The sequence below is a fragment of the Cohnella suwonensis genome (assembly GCF_042655365.1).
Taxonomy (GTDB): Bacteria; Bacillota; Bacilli; order Paenibacillales; family Paenibacillaceae; genus Cohnella; species Cohnella suwonensis.
The window spans coordinates 36489-51534 of record NZ_JBHSMH010000111.1 but is presented as its reverse complement, the minus strand read 5'-3'; the positions used below and the strand labels follow the sequence as shown (position 1 = coordinate 51534).

Genomic DNA, 15046 nt, shown 5'->3' with positions numbered 1-15046 from the left:
CATGCCCTTCATCGATTCGATATAGTGGAGCCATGGAATGAAAGCGCTTATTTCAAAGCGGGTTCGTTCCTCCACTACAAAGAAACGATGGAGGGTTTTGCATGAGGAGAAAGTATTTGCTCGGTATTTGCACTTTGATTTTGGCATTGCTTGTAACCGCTTGCGGAGGCAATTCGGGGGACAACGAAAGCAAAGAAAGCCCGGCGTCGAGCGGCCAAGCGGCTTCGGGCGAGGCAAGCGCGCCGGCATCGGAGAAAGCTTCGGATGAAGTCGTCACGCTGAAATTCATGGGCTGGGAAGTGAGCCCGCTGGAGTCGGAAAGCGTTAAAGCGGGTCTCAAAATCTTCGAAGAGCAAAATCCGAACATCAAGGTCGAGTATACGACGATACCGGGAGGCACGGCTTACATTCAAAAGATGCAAGCGATGATGCTCGGCAACGAAGCGCCGGATGTATTCTTTATCCAAAGCGATTATTACCGCGATTTCGTCAAACGGGATTATTTGCTCGATATTTCGAATTACGTGAGCACGGACTTCGAAGCAGGCGACCTCGTGCAATCCGCTGTCGACCTGAGCACGGTGGACGGCAAGTATTACGGCATCGAATCTTGTATCGTTGCGCCGGTGCTTTACTACAACAAAGCGATCTTCGACAAAGCCGGCATTCCTTACCCGCCGTCCAAACCGGGCGAAGCGCTCGGCTGGGATCAATTCGTCGAGCTGTCGAAGAAACTGACGGACAAAGAAAGCGGCCAGTACGGCGTGTACGGGCTTGAAAACTACTATATGACGACCGCCGAAATCATCAGCAACGGCGGAAACTGGTTTAACGGCGATTACACGGCATCCGCGGCGAACACGCCGGAAGTGAAGGAAGTGCTGCAAAAAATCAAGGATCTTCGCGAAGTCGAAGGCGCAAGCCCGGAAGCGAAGCTGCTGCAAAATAGCGGAATGAGCGCGGCGCAAATGCTGCAAACCGGAAAAATCGCGATGCTGGTCGACGGTTCTTGGGCACTGCAGGAAATTTCCCATATGGATTTCCCGGTCGGCATGGCCGTCCTTCCGAAGTTCCAAAACGCCGTCACCCACGGTCAAGCGCATTTGCACTCCGCATGGGCGAACACGAAGCACGCGGAAGAAGCTTGGAAGCTCGTGAAATTCCTCTCCTCCGAAGAGTACCAATTGATGAACGTGAAAGCCGGTCTGTGGTTGCCTAACCGTAAATCGCTCTTTTCCGAGGAAGGCATCTCGAAGTGGCTGACGCCGGGCGTCCATCCGGACAGCTTCAAAGACTTGATTCCCTATTTCACGGAGTCCGCCGTATATCCTTACTCCATGCTTGCAAGCCAGCAAATGCAGAACGATACGAACGCGGAGCTCGATAAGTTCTTCTTCGGCAAGCAATCGGCCGACGATACGTCCGCGAGCATCGAGAAAATGGTCAATGAAGATTTCACGAAGCTGAAATAAGGAATACGTACGAATGCTTAAGCTGGGAGGGCATTGCCCTCCCGGTCCATTGCTTCTGAGGGGTGCGGGCGTATGAAAATAAAATCGATGTTTTACCGGGACGGCATATGGGCGTTTCTCATGTTGCTTCCGAACGTAGTCGGATTTCTGATGTTCTTATTGCTCCCTGTATTGGCGACCTTCGCCATCAGTTTTACCGATTGGGACTTGTCGACCGACATCGGATTCGTCGGATTCGACAACTACAAAGAGCTCGTTCACGACGAAGTGTTTCATCAGGTGTTTTGGAACACGTTGTATTTTACCGCGGTCAGCGTGCCGATCGGGATTGCCGTTTCCCTGCTTCTGGCGATCGCCTTGAATCAGAAGATACGCTTCGTTCGCTTTTACCGTGCCGCTTTCTTTTTCCCCGTCATCTCTTCCTTCGTCGCAGTCGCGATATTGTGGCAGTGGATCTACAACCCGCAATTCGGCTTGCTTAACTACGCGCTCGGGATGCTGGGCATCAAGGGACCGCTATGGCTGACGAGCCCGGACTGGGCCATGCCTGCAGTCATCCTTGCGAGCATATGGAAAAACCTCGGCTTCAGCATGCTGATCTTTTTGGCGGGACTTCAATCGATTTCGGAAAGCTATTACGAGGCTGCGGATATCGACGGAGCAAGCAGTCTATCGAAGTTTTGGCATATTACGGTTCCGTTGCTGTCGCCGACTACGTTTTTCATAACCGTTATTTCGGTCATCAACTCCTTCCAAGTATTCGATACCGTCTATTTGATGACGCAAGGCGGACCGGCGAGATCGACTTCAGTGCTCGTTTCTTACGTGTTCGAGAACGCGTTCCAATATTTCCAAATGGGTTATGCCAGCGCGATCGCTTACGTCTTGTTCTTCCTTGTGCTTATCGTGACGTTCATCCAATTTTGGCGTCAGAAAAAACTCAGCATCTATTAAGGGGTGTCCGCATTGAAAGCCATACTCGTATCCAAGACGGCCACCCATCTTCTGTTGATTTTGGGAGCCGCGATCATGATTTTTCCGTTCGCGTGGTCGGTTACGACCTCGTTAAAAGACATTAGCGAGGTGTTTACGTACCCGCCGAAGTTTTTCGGAGAAAAGCTAAAGTTCGAGAATTACGTCACGATGACGACGAGGTTTCCTTTCTTCGACTTCTTCTTGAACACTTTGAAAATTACGGCAATCGTGACGGTTTTCCAATTGCTCACGAGCTCAATGGCCGGTTACGTATTCGCTAGACTGCGGTTTCGTTTCCGGGACGGATTATTCGGCCTGTATTTGGCAACTTTGATCGTTCCCGGCCAAGTGACGATGATCCCGACCTTCTTCCTGATGAAATATTACGGTTTGATGGATACGCACGGGGCGTTGATTTTGCCGGCGCTCGTATCCGCGTTCGGGACGTTTCTCATGCGCCAATTTTTCACGACGATTCCCGGTGCGCTTGAAGAGGCGGCCAAAATCGACGGCTGCACGCCGTTCGGCATCTATTGGCGCATTTTCGTCCCTCTTTCCAAGCCCGCCATGGTCACATTGGGCATTTTCATCATGATCGGCACGTGGAACGATTTTCTTAATCCGCTCGTCTATCTATCTTCTATGAAAAATATGACGCTCACGCTGGGACTCAGCACGATGCAAGGCTTATACGCGACCGACTGGGCGGCGCTTATGGCGGCTACGACGATCAGCGTGCTTCCGCTCATTATCGTTTTCTTGCTCGCTCAAGACGTGTTCGTACGCGGAATCACGCTCTCCGGACTGAAAGGGGAATAACCGACGGCATGAACGTACGCATAACCGACAAGTTTTGGCTTCCGCGCATCGAACAGACGGTGCGCCAAGGCATTGCCTATCAATGGAAGGCATTGAACGACGAGATCATAGGCGCCGAACCGAGCCATGCGGTCGAGAATTTTCGAATTGCGGCAGGCGAGTCGGACGGCAAGTTCCACGGCATGGTCTTTCAGGATAGCGACGTGGCCAAATGGATCGAAGCGGCGAGCTTCGGCTTGCGTGAATTTCCGGATGCCGGGCTGGAATCGGCGATCGACTCGGTCATCGCGCTGATCGGCCGAGCTCAGCAGCCGGACGGCTATTTGAATACGTATTACACGGTTGCGGCTCCGGACGGGCGGTGGACGGATTTCGCCTTCGGACACGAATTGTATTGCGCCGGGCATTTAATCGAAGCCGCGGTCGCTTATTACGAGGCGACGGGCAAAGCGTCCTTGCTCGATATCATGAGCAAGTATGCGGATCACATCGATCGCGCGATGGGGCCGAATTCGGAGCGTACGAATCTGTATTGCGGCCACGAGGAAATCGAGCTCGCGCTCGTCAAGCTTTATCGCGTCACGAACGAGGAGCGCTTTTTGGCGTTAAGCCGGCATTTCGTTGAGGAGCGGGGCAAGCAACCGAGCTTCTTGCGCGAGGATCCGGGCTTCGGCAACGGTCATAAAGACCGTTGGTTCGATTTGGACTACCATCAGGCTCATGCGCCCGTCAGAGAACAGGAAAAGGCCGAAGGCCACGCCGTTCGCGCCGTATACTTGTATTCCGCTATGGCGGACCTGGCGCTGCTTACGGACGACGCGACTCTGACGAAAGCGCTGCAAAAACTATGGCGCCACGTGACGACCAAGCGTATGTACATCACCGGGGGGATCGGCTCGCAAGGGCATGCCGAACGGTTCACCGTCGATTACGACTTGCCGAACGATACGGCTTATACGGAGACGTGCGCTTCCATCGGACTCATGATGTGGGCATTCCGGATGCTGAGGCTCGAGCAGGATAGCAGATACGCCGATGTCATGGAGCGGGTGTTATATAACGGCGCGATCAGCGGCATTTCCTTGGACGGTACGCGGTATTTCTATGTCAACCCGTTGGAGGTTCATCCGGATGTCGCCAAATACCGTTACGACATGCAGCACGTAAAAACCGAGCGGGTACCTTGGTTCGGATGCGCTTGCTGCCCGCCGAACATCGCGCGTCTTCTTGCTTCGTTGCAAGATTACGTGTTTAACCAGACCGAGTCGGAAATCGCGATGCATCTGTATGCGGCCAACGAGGCGAAGTTCCTAGTCAAGGGAAGGACGGCGACTTTGCGCACCGAAACCGATTATCCATGGAACGGCCTTATTCATGTCCGAATCGGGTTGGAGCAGGCGACCGAGCATACGTTATCGTTCCGGATTCCATCCTGGTGCAGAGAACCCCGCATCTCCGTCAACGGGGAGGACGTGAGGTTGGATCAAGTGGCCGAGAGAGGATATGCCCGGCTAAGCCGGATGTGGGCTGACGGGGATGTCGTTATTCTGCATTGGCCGATGACCGTCGAGCGAATGGAGGCTGATCCTCGCGTGCATGAGAATGCCGGACGAGTCGCGCTTCAATTCGGCCCGATGATCTATTGTCTGGAAGAAGCGGACAACGGCGGTCATTTGACGGATATCCGTCTGAACCCGGATGCCAATCTGACGGCGGAATTCAGGGCAGACGTGCTGGGAGGTGCCGTAGTCATAAGCGGAGACGCCGAGCGAGCGGATTTGACGGAGTGGCAAGACGAATTATACGTTCCCGTCAGACGTAAAACCGTGCGGACGCGGGTTCAAGCTGTTCCGTACGCTTTCTGGAATAATCGCGCGCCCGGGGAGATGCTGGTGTGGATTCGGGAAAGTTGAATTCGAACCGACGGTACAAGGTTTCATAGACATCATGAGAATTTACGGGAGGAGGACAGAACCCTATGTCGCCTCCTTTTCTTTATGCGAGAATTAAAGCGCTTTCAAGGGGGTGGTGCGATGGGCCGATAGATCTTGGCGGATCTATTTCAATAGACGCGTATCGCGAAATCGCAGTAAAAACGAATCATTTAATCTAGGAGGTAATGATGTGGAAAAAGCAAAGAAAGCCGTACTGCTATGTTTCATGATGATGATTGTAAGCAGCGCGATTTCGGTCGTTCCGGCTTATGCGGCTACCCCATTAACGGTAGATTTGTCCAGCGTGATCGGGCCGGTAACGCATGGCGCGGCGGGTTCGTTATACGGCGTTATCGAAAATCAACCGGATAATAATATGATCATCCCGTTGCGCGCCAAAGCGTACAACAATCCCGCGGTCGTCGGATACCAACAGCCGTGGGGAGCCGCGATCCCGGTAGCGCAAAAGTTAGCCGGCACGGGCAGCCAAGTATCGATTCGTCTGGCCGACTGGTTTACCGGATGGTATGACTACTCGAATTTGACGGATTGGTTCAATAAGCTGACGACCACGGTGAATGCAGTGAATGCAGCCGGACTAACGAATGTTTACGGATACGAATTATGGAACGAGCCGGACGGCACCTGGAAAGGCAAATACGTAGGCGGGATCGACTATAGCGACAGCTATGTGCAATTCACCGTCAACGTGCCCACGACCAAAGCCTATTCCGTAACGATCCGGTACGCGAATGGCACTGGCGCCTCATCCACGCACAGTATGAGCGTGAACGGCGGCAGCGCCACGACGATCACTTATCCGAATAGCGGAGGCTGGTTCGCGTCGGGCAGCGCGGCGTCGCTTACGGTTAACGTCAATTTGAACGCGGGCAACAACACGATCAGGTTTACGAAGGGAGCCGCCGGATACGCCGAGATCGATTATATCGATATTACGGGCGGCAATCCCGTCAGGAACGAAGCGGAAAACGCGACGGTCAACCATTCTACGATTTACAACGGCGGTTACGCTTCATCGAACGCGAGCGGAAACCTGACGTTCCGAGAATTTTTTAGCCAAACCTATACGAAGCTGAAGCAGCTCGACTCTACGGCCAAAGCGATCGGTCCCGAGTTTGCAGGGTACGGCCATAATGCCATGCTGGACTTTATGTCCTACCAAAAGGCTCAAAACACAGTTCCGGATATCAGCGGATGGCATCAGCTCGGCGGCGAGAATTTCACGGCCAATCATAATGACTATCGAGCCATCGAAACTTCGCTCGGAATCGCGGCGAGACCGATCTCGATCAATGAATATAGCGGCGCCGCTTGGATTAACGATGAAGGAAAGCCCGGCGTAGTCTCTCCATTGATCGCGAAGTTCGAACGGCTAAAAGTCGACACGGCCATGCAAAGCTATTGGGACGTTCCGAATCCGGGCAGATTGGGAAGCATACTGTCCAGCTCCACGCTAAGAAACGGCGGATGGTGGTTCTATAAATGGTACGGCGACATGACGGGGAACATGGTTTCCGTTACGCCCCCGAACGTAAACGATATCCTCGCGCTCGACGGTTTCGCGAACGTAGACGCGACGAGGCAATATGCCAGCGTGCTTTTCGGCGGAGTAACGGACGGTTCCGTTAATGCCGTCATCAAGAACTTCCCTTCGTTCTTCGGGACGAACGGCAGCAAGGTCCGCGTGCGCGTTGAATGGACGCCGTTCGTAAATCGGAGCACGGCCGTCAACACGACGAGTACCCTGATCGAAGCGGATTATACGATCGCGAACAATCAGATCACCGTGCCGATTACCGGTCTATATAATAATGACGGCTACAGGATCTATATAACGCCATTCGGTCAGGCGACCAACGTATACGAGGCTGAAAATGCGGCCGTAAGCCACGCTAATATCTCGACCGGCGCGGGCGCATCCGGAGGGAAATACGTCGGGCAAATCGATTATAGCGACAGTTACGTCGATTTTTACGTGAAAGTGCCTACCGCTAAAGCTTATACGATGACGATTCGATACGCCAACGGCACGGGCGCGAATGCGACGCACAATTTAGCCTACAACGGCGGAGCTTGGTCCTCCGTAACCTATCCGGCTACGGCAGGATGGGGGCAATTCGGAAGCGTGAACGTGAACGTGAACCTGACGGCCGGCGACAACATCATCAGGCTGGCCAAAGGAAACACCGGGTATGCCGAACTCGACAGTATCGCGTTGAACTAAAGGGAATATGAAGAGCGCCCCGAAGCTGCGAAATCGCAGCACGGGGCGCTTTTTTTTCGCAATCTATTATCCGAACGCTAAACAATACATCAAAATTTTCGTTTCAACGCTTCGACTTATAAAATTCATGATAGAGCTTCATTAATGCTCTTTTCTCAATCCGCGACACATAACTCCGGCTGATCCCAAGTTCCCGAGCGATCTCGCGTTGCGTTCGCTCGTCTCCTCCGCCATCCAGGCCGAACCGGCCGCGAATGACCTCTTGCTCTCGTTCGTCCAGAATGTCCAAATTGCGGTAGATTTTGCTTTTCTCGATTTTGAGCTGCACCTTCTCGACGACCTCGTCGGGCTCCGTGCCGAGGATATCCTGCAGCGTGATTTCGTTGCCTTCCTTGTCCGTTCCGATCGGGTCGTGCAGGGAGACATCCTTCTTCGTTTTCTTGAGCGAACGCAAATGCATGAGGATCTCGTTCTCGATGCAGCGGGCGGCGAACGTGGCGAGCTTCGTGCCTTTGTTCGGCTGGAAGCTCTCGATCGCTTTGATGAGGCCGATCGTGCCGATGGAAATAAGATCCTCCAAGTCTTCGCCGGTGTTGTCGAATTTCTTGACGATATGGGCGACCAGCCGCAGGTTATGCTCGATGAGCAGATTGCGGGAGACGGGATTGCCCTCCGCGAGCCGATGGAGGTGCAAGGCCTCTTCCTCGTCGGTCAAGGGCTGGGGAAACGCATTGTTTTTGACGTAGGAGACGAGCAGGCTGAGCTGTTTGATAAACAGGGCGATCGAAGCGAAAATACCGGGCACGGGAAGGCCACCTCCGGAAGTGGGTTCGCTTGCGCATGAGAAGCATTACCATTCTATGTGGGTTCGCGCCCATCCGTGCCTGTCAGGGGCGAAAATGACCGGTTGAATGACGACGGGGAAGGCCGGGAAATAATAACCCGACAAGCCGATTCATATTTCTGGAGGTGAGACCATGGCGGTCAAAAGCGCGGGGCGGGGCTCCAAGAGCTACAAGCCCGTGTCCATGTCGGCCAAGGAGTACAAAGCTTTCGCGAAAGCGCGCGAGCCGTCCCGGTCCATATGGACCAACTGTTTGAAGGCGTTTCTCGTCGGGGGTATCATTTGCGCGATCGGACAAGGCTTGACGCGGTTTTTCATGGCGGCCTTCGACATGACTTCCCGGGAAGCGGGCAATCCGACGGTCGCGGTGCTCATTTTGCTGTCGGTCATTCTGACGAGCTTGGGCGTCTACGACAAAATCGCCCAGTGGGCGGGAGCGGGCTCGGCGGTGCCGGTGACGGGATTCGCCAATTCGATGGCTTCGGCGGCGATCGAACACCGAAGCGAAGGACTCGTGCTGGGGGTGGGCGCGAGCATGTTCAAGCTTGCCGGCTCCGTGATCGTCTTCGGCGTCGTGGCCGCTTTCGTCGTCGGCATCGTCTACTGGGTGTTCGGGATCGGAGCGTGGCATGATACTACAGGGTAAGCGCAGTTGGGTATTTCCCAAACCGCCGGTCATCGTCGCTACGGGAACGGTCGTAGGTCCGGACGAAGGACAAGGTCCGCTCGCTTCGGATTTCGACCTGGTGCACCCCGATCTCGAGATCGGGCAGCCGAGCTGGGAGAAATCGGAGCGGTTATTGCTTGAACAGGCCGCCGATATCGCCATCCAGAACGCAAAACTGTCCAAGGATAAGCTGAATTTCTACGTCGGCGGGGATCTGATGAATCAGATCATCAGCAATTCGTTCGCCGCTCGCACGATCGGAGCGCCGTACATCGGCGTGTTCGGAGCCTGCTCGACGTCGATGGAATCGCTCGCCCTCGCTTCGCTAATCGTCGGCTCCGGCGCCGGCGATTACGTACTGGCGGGGACTTGCAGCCATAACTGCACGGCGGAGAAGCAATTCCGCTATCCGACGGAATACGGCTCGCAGAAGCCGCCGACCGCCCAGTATACGGTCACCGGAGCAGGGGCGGCCATCGTCGCGAAGTCGGGTGAAGGGCCTGTCGTAACGGCGACGACGATGGGCAAGATCATGGATCTCGGCATTACCGATCCGTTCAATATGGGGGCGGCGATGGCCCCGGCCGCCGTCGATACGATTCAGGGCCATTTCGAGGACACGGGAAGGGATCCGGGTTATTACGATCTTATCGTAACGGGCGATCTCGCCAGCGTCGGCCATCCGCTTGCGTCCGAGATGTTGCGGCGCAACGGCGTTCCGATGGAGAAGACGAATTTTCAAGATTGCGGGCTGATGATCTTCGATATCAAGAAGCAGAAGGTGCAGGCGGGAGGAAGCGGCTGCGGCTGTTCCGCGACCGTTACTTACGGCCATTTGCTCAAGAAAATGCATAAAGGCGAATTGCGCCGCATGCTCGTCGTCGCGACGGGGGCGCTGCTAAGCCCGCTGTCCTACCAGCAGGGCGAAACGATTCCCTGCATCGCGAACGCCGTCGCCATAGAATCGAACGCTAACGTTCAGTGAGGGTAAGGAGGCTCATTTCATGATGATGTACGTATGGGCATTCGTCGTCGGCGGCGGCATATGCGTCGTCGGGCAATTGTTGTTCGACGTCGCGAAGCTCACCCCCGCGCATACGATGGCGCTTCTCGTCGTGACCGGGGCGGTGTTGGACGCGGTCGGATGGTACGATCCGATCGTCGATTTCGCGGGCGCGGGAGGGACCGTGCCGATTACGAGCTTCGGCAACGCCCTCGTGCACGGCGCGCTGAGCGAGCTGCAGAAGGACGGCTGGATCGGCGTCATTACGGGCATTTTCAGCATTACGAGCGCGGGCATTTCGGCCGCTATCGTCTTTTCTTTCCTGGCGTCTCTCGTCGCTCGCCCGAAAGGATAAACCGAAATTCTTTATCGCCGCTAACCGCCTTGCAGCCAAGCCCCTTCGGGTTTGGCTGTTTTTATTTGCATTTTTGGAAGAAACTAAAATTTACGACTGCATCCAAATTCCGGTATAATGAGGTGTGATTATAATAAATTCATCGAAGCGATTCCGTGGGAGGAAAGAAAATGGACCAACAAGCCGCGATGCAGCTGTTAGATCAAATTAGACGCAACATGGAATCATGCATTTATGGCAAAAAGGATGAAATCGCTTTAATGCTGACCGCGCTGATCGCCGGCGGCCACGTATTGATAGAGGACGTGCCGGGCACGGGCAAAACCCAGCTCGTAAAGGCGCTGGCCATGTCGATCGGCGGCGTGTTCCACCGCATACAATGCAACCCCGACTTGCTGCCGACCGATATTACCGGCGTTTCCATTTACCATCCGAAGCTCGAAGAGTTCGTGTTCCGGCCGGGGCCGGTCATGGCGAACCTGTTGCTGGCAGACGAGATTAACCGCGCGACGACGAAGACGCAATCCGCATTATTGGAAGCGATGGAAGAGCGGCGGGTGTCCGTCGACGGGGAAACGCACAGGCTTCCTCATCCTTTCATGTTGTTCGCGACGCAGAACCCGATCGAATTCGAAGGCACTTATAGCTTGCCGGAAGCTCAACTCGACCGTTTCTTGATGAAGATAAAGCTCGGCTATCCCGACGAAATATCGGAAAAAAGACTTGTGCTGGAACCGGGCGCAAGCCGGGCGGCGGAATCTCTCAAGCCGGTCGCGACCGTCGACGATATCGCCCAGATGCAGCAGCTCGCCGAAGGCATCCACCTGGAGCAGACGGTCGCCGATTATTTGATCGCGCTCGTGCGAGGCACGCGCCAGCACGGCTCCGTGTTGCTGGGAGCGAGTCCGCGGGCCGCGGTCGCGTTGGCGTCGGCCGCCAAAGCGTTCGCGTTCCTGAATCATCGCTCCTTCGTGCTTCCGGACGACGTTAAAGCGATGTCCGCTCTCGTTCTCGGACACCGTTTGCACTTGCGTTCCGAAGCAAGGATGCAAGGCGTGACGACGTCCCAAGTGTTGCAAGACGTGCTTCGGGTGCTGCCGGTACCGGTCGGCATGGAGCGTTGATCATGGCTCGGCCTCGTATTCCGCGCGCTTGGTGGCCAAGCGCCGTATTGTACGGAGCGTCGCTTTTCTACTTGCTGTTCCAAGGCGGCAAAACGTCGCTCATGCTGTTCATGATCCTCAACTCGCTCGCTCTTTATTTAATGCTCGGCAGATGGAGCGGCATCGGCGGCGTGCAAGGTATTCGCCAGACGGACGCAGGCAACGGCGTCGGCGCCCTCCTGACCGCGGGAACGCGGCTGCAGGTGAAGCTCCGGATGGCCATCCCCGGCTTCTGGCCGCTGCCTTACGTCATCGTACGGGAGAGACTCGTCCGCTCGACGGGAGGAGACGCCCAGCTGTACGAGATGTCTTTCGTGCCGGATTACCGCAGGCGTGGGGAAGTGAAATTCGAGACCGCTCCGCTGCGCAGGGGGCGTTACGAATTCCAAGGAACGGACTGCTCCACCCGCGACATCTTCGGATTGTTCGAGCATCGCGGTTCGTTCTCCCAACCGATGAAAATCCAGGTGCTTCCGCGCACCGTACCGCTGAAAGACTGGCGCTTGTTCCGGCGCTCGCAGCGCGGCGTGTTCCAGCATACGTTCAACTCGCTGTGGGCGAGGGAGACGACGCAGATCGACGGCGTCCGGGAGTACATCCACGGCGACCGGCTTTCGCGGATCCACTGGAACGCCACCGCCAAGACGGGACAGTGGAAATCCAAGGAATTCGAACGCGAAGCGCTTCCGCGCGTCCTGTTCGTCCTGGACCGCAACGAAGCGAGCTACGGCTCCGCGGATCATTTCGAGCTTGCGGTATCGGTCGCCGCTTCTCTGCTCGAGTTGACGATCGCGAAAGGAATGCCGATCGGATTCGCGTCGTCGGGGGCTTCGTCGCGCTGGTTCGGCGAAGGCCGTTCGTACGTGACGCGCGACGAGGTATTCCAGCACCTTGTAGACGTGGAAGCGGACGGCAAGCAGTCGCTTGGCGAAGTGCTCGTCCAAGTCGCCGAGCGTTACGAGCCCGGCATTCACGTCGTCGTCATCGGCCCGTCGAAGGACGATCGGACCGTAGCGGCGATGCAGGCGCTGGAAGGCAAGCGGATGATTCCGAGCATCGTCCATATCGACGCGAAACACGCCATGCCGGAAGAGTCGGCGAAGCTCCTCCAATGGCAGGCGCTATGCCAGGCGAAGCAATGGGAGTTCAGCTCCGTTTCGCAGTTGGATAAGCTGCCCCAAGCGTTAGGGGGTGCGTCCGCTTGAAGAAGCTGTGGAACGCCCGATTTTGGAGTAGCTTCTTCCTTGAACGCATACATCGGTTGTTCGCCATCGTCGTCGTCATTCAATTGATTCAATGCTTCTCGGATTCCTGGTGGGACGAGACGTACGCGATCGTGTATGGCATGCTGGGCGTCGCGGCGGTGACGGAATTGCTATTTACCCGTCTGTTCGGCGCGCGGCTGCTTGCGCAAGTCGTTTCATTGACCGGTCTTATTCTATGGAAAATGGACGTGGCATGGGGCGGTTGGCCGCTCAGTTGGCGATCGTGGACCGAGATCGAACGGTTTATGACCTTCCATGCCGATCAATTGCATCCGTTCTTCGAGCTCGGCATCGGCACGCTGGCGCTCGTCCACGCGTTGTCTTGGGTCGGCTCGAGAAGGACGGGCGCGGTGCTCGTTATCGTCCTGTCCGTCGGTTTGATGGCGGCGATCGATTCGTTCTATCCGCTCGAGCTCTGGCACAATATCGCTTGGATCGTCGTCGCGGGCCTCGCGTGGCTCGTCGTTCTACATCTCAGGCAGTTGCAAGCGCGTCATCCGGACAGTTGGGAGGCGCTCGCGGAGCGTCCGTTCGATATCGCGTTTCCCGCGGTGCTGATCATTACGCTCGTGCTCCTCGCCGGCATCTTCATGCCTCGCGCGCCGGTCATCCTCGAGGATCCCTATACGATCTGGTCCGAGGCGCAAGGCAAAGAAGTGACCGCGTTGCCGGGAGAAGGCGGCGTCCAGAAAATCAACATCCAAAGCAGCAGCAAAGGCTCTTCCCTGTCGGGCTATAGCCGCGACGACCGGAAGATCGGAGGAAGCTTCCAATTCGACTACTCGCCCGTCATGACGATCACGACGACCCAAGCCAGCTACTGGCGCGGGGAGACCAAAACGGTATACAACGGCAAGGGGTGGACCGACACGAAGCAGCCGAATCTGATGCAGATTCCCGTTGGCGGACAAGTGAAGCTGCCGCTCGACCCTAAGCGCAATCCCGAGGCGAAGACGAAAGAAGTCGTCCAGACGGTCAAGATCGAACGCAAGGATAAGCTGCCCGTGCTGTTCGGGGCGGGGCCGATCTCGTCCGTCTCCGAGCTCAAAAGCGACAATAACGCCGGGTTGAAATGGAACGCGGCAGAAGCGGAAGCGAGATGGAGCAAATCTTCCCGCGTCGAAAGCTATACGCTCGTATCGGAAGTGACGGTGCTGGACGAGCAGGGGCTTCGGCAAGCGCCAGCACCTTCTTCGGAGCACGACTTCTCGCCGTACTTGCAGTTGCCGGATTCGTTGCCGCAGCGCGTTCGCGACCTGGCGGCGGAGAAGACTGCCGCCGCCGCGAACGAATACGACAAAGCGAAAATGCTCGAAGAATACTTGAAGACGACTTTCCCTTACACGAACACGCCGGATTTGAGCAAGCAGACGAACCGGACCGGCGGCGATTTCGTCGACTCGTTCCTGTTCGAGATCCAGGAAGGGTATTGCGATTACTTCTCGACCTCGTTCGTCGTCATGGCCCGCTCGATCGGTCTCCCGACGCGCTGGGTTAAAGGCTACTCGACCGGATACGATCCTGAAGCGGCGGAAAGAGCGCGTTTTGCTGACCCGTTCGAGGAGAGGGATCCCGCGAGGCCGGGAACGTATACCGTCCGCAACGCGGACGCGCATTCCTGGGCTGAGGTTTATTTCGAAGGCTACGGCTGGATTCCGTTCGAGCCGACTTCCGGATTCAGCGTGCCGCAGCCGCTTCCCGAAGGGGAAACGGCCGAGCCGGATACGAGCACGGAAGCCGACGCGACGCCGGTCGATACCGAAGTCGCGGCTAACGGAGACAATTGGCTCGTCGTCGGAGGCGCGATCGGCGTCTCGCTCGTTCTTGCCATCGCCGCCGTTTTCGTGTACCGTAGCCGCCGCGCGCATTTGCTGTGGGATCGGTTACGGACGCGAGGCCACTCGCCGAGCCAACGCGTCGCCCGCGAGATGGAGAGATTGCTTTCTTTCCTTCAACGTAAAGGGCTGCGTAGGGAACCGCACGAGACGATCCGGGAAACGTTCACCCGATGGGGAGAGCGGTTCGGTTCTCTCCGACCGGACTTCGACGGGGCGATCGTCAGTTTCGAGAAAGCACGTTACGGGCAAGATTCCGGCGATAGCGCCCAGTTCCTCGAATTCGCCGCCGCGGCGGAAAGAATCCGCAAAGGCTTCTAGCCGGACGTCGCCTCCGCGCGTTCGCGTCAGAAGGATAAGTTAAAAGACGGGAGAGCCGACGCGTTCGGGCTTTCCCGTTTATTTTTGCAAGGCCGGATGGGGTATGGTATATTTTGAGGAAGATTAGCCGAGAAGTCGGTGATAGACA

The 15046-nt window shown here is 56.2% G+C and carries 12 protein-coding genes; 11 read left to right on the top strand and 1 reads right to left on the bottom strand.

The genetic code is table 11. The features are described from left to right. Nucleotides 1–101 precede the first annotated feature (101 nt). The 5 genes from ACFPPD_RS23545 (at nt 102) to ACFPPD_RS23525 (ending at nt 7445) form a co-directional block, all read left to right on the top strand. Entirely contained in the window at nt 102–1472 is a 1371-nt protein-coding gene (locus ACFPPD_RS23545) for an ABC transporter substrate-binding protein (protein ID WP_209743832.1), read from the top strand. 72 nt (nt 1473–1544) lie between these two features. Beyond that, on the top strand, nt 1545–2426 hold the full coding sequence (locus ACFPPD_RS23540) for a carbohydrate ABC transporter permease (protein WP_209743829.1): 882 nt from the start codon (nt 1545–1547) through the stop codon (nt 2424–2426). A 12-nt stretch (nt 2427–2438) separates the two neighbouring features. Then, nucleotides 2439–3266 (top strand): carbohydrate ABC transporter permease, encoded by an 828-nt coding sequence (locus tag ACFPPD_RS23535; protein ID WP_378083579.1) that lies wholly within the window; start codon nt 2439–2441, stop codon nt 3264–3266. A gap of 8 nt (nt 3267–3274) precedes the next feature. Then, entirely contained in the window at nt 3275–5179 is a 1905-nt protein-coding gene (locus ACFPPD_RS23530) for a glycoside hydrolase family 127 protein (protein ID WP_209743826.1), read from the top strand. Nucleotides 5180–5390: 211 nt separating this feature from the next. Continuing rightward, nucleotides 5391–7445: a CBM35 domain-containing protein gene (locus ACFPPD_RS23525; RefSeq protein WP_209743823.1), complete on the top strand. Its 2055-nt coding sequence runs from the start codon at nt 5391–5393 to the stop codon at nt 7443–7445. Nucleotides 7446–7548: 103 nt separating this feature from the next. Here the strand turns inward: ACFPPD_RS23525 and sigK are convergent, their stop codons facing one another. Next, on the bottom strand, nt 7549–8250 hold the full coding sequence (sigK, locus tag ACFPPD_RS23520) for an RNA polymerase sporulation sigma factor SigK (protein ID WP_209743820.1): 702 nt from the start codon (nt 8248–8250) through the stop codon (nt 7549–7551). Between the two features lie 172 nt (nt 8251–8422). Between sigK and spoVAC the strand changes: the two genes are divergently transcribed. The 6 genes from spoVAC (at nt 8423) to ACFPPD_RS23490 (ending at nt 14898) form a co-directional block, all read left to right on the top strand. After that, entirely contained in the window at nt 8423–8935 is a 513-nt protein-coding gene (gene spoVAC, locus ACFPPD_RS23515; protein ID WP_209743817.1) for a stage V sporulation protein AC, read from the top strand. Beyond that, nucleotides 8922–9941, top strand: coding sequence for a stage V sporulation protein AD (gene spoVAD / locus ACFPPD_RS23510; protein WP_209744341.1), 1020 nt, complete (start codon nt 8922–8924; stop codon nt 9939–9941). The genes spoVAC and spoVAD overlap by 14 nt, the downstream gene beginning before the upstream one ends. Before the next feature lie 22 nt (nt 9942–9963). Beyond that, nucleotides 9964–10314 (top strand): stage V sporulation protein AE, encoded by a 351-nt coding sequence (spoVAE, locus tag ACFPPD_RS23505; protein ID WP_209744338.1) that lies wholly within the window; start codon nt 9964–9966, stop codon nt 10312–10314. A 170-nt stretch (nt 10315–10484) separates the two neighbouring features. Then, entirely contained in the window at nt 10485–11438 is a 954-nt protein-coding gene (locus ACFPPD_RS23500) for an AAA family ATPase (RefSeq protein ID WP_209743814.1), read from the top strand. A gap of 2 nt (nt 11439–11440) precedes the next feature. Then, a complete protein-coding gene (locus ACFPPD_RS23495) occupies nt 11441–12682 on the top strand; it encodes a DUF58 domain-containing protein (protein WP_209743811.1) in 1242 nt (413 codons plus the stop codon). Beyond that, a complete protein-coding gene (locus tag ACFPPD_RS23490) occupies nt 12679–14898 on the top strand; it encodes a transglutaminase TgpA family protein (protein ID WP_209743808.1) in 2220 nt (739 codons plus the stop codon). Before ACFPPD_RS23495 ends, ACFPPD_RS23490 begins: the two co-directional genes overlap by 4 nt. Nucleotides 14899–15046: the final 148 nt, after the last annotated feature.

Excerpts from the sequence above, each read along its gene's own strand:
- ACFPPD_RS23545 (WP_209743832.1), top strand. The coding sequence starts at position 102 with ATGAGGAGAAAGTATTTGCTCGGTATTTGCACTTTGATTTTGGCATTG.
- ACFPPD_RS23540 (WP_209743829.1), top strand. The coding sequence starts at position 1,545 with ATGAAAATAAAATCGATGTTTTACCGGGACGGCATATGGGCGTTTCTC.
- ACFPPD_RS23530 (WP_209743826.1), top strand. The coding sequence starts at position 3,275 with ATGAACGTACGCATAACCGACAAGTTTTGGCTTCCGCGCATCGAACAG.
- spoVAC (WP_209743817.1), top strand. The coding sequence starts at position 8,423 with ATGGCGGTCAAAAGCGCGGGGCGGGGCTCCAAGAGCTACAAGCCCGTG.
- spoVAE (WP_209744338.1), top strand. The coding sequence starts at position 9,964 with ATGATGTACGTATGGGCATTCGTCGTCGGCGGCGGCATATGCGTCGTC.
- ACFPPD_RS23500 (WP_209743814.1), top strand. The coding sequence starts at position 10,485 with ATGGACCAACAAGCCGCGATGCAGCTGTTAGATCAAATTAGACGCAAC.
- ACFPPD_RS23495 (WP_209743811.1), top strand. The coding sequence starts at position 11,441 with ATGGCTCGGCCTCGTATTCCGCGCGCTTGGTGGCCAAGCGCCGTATTG.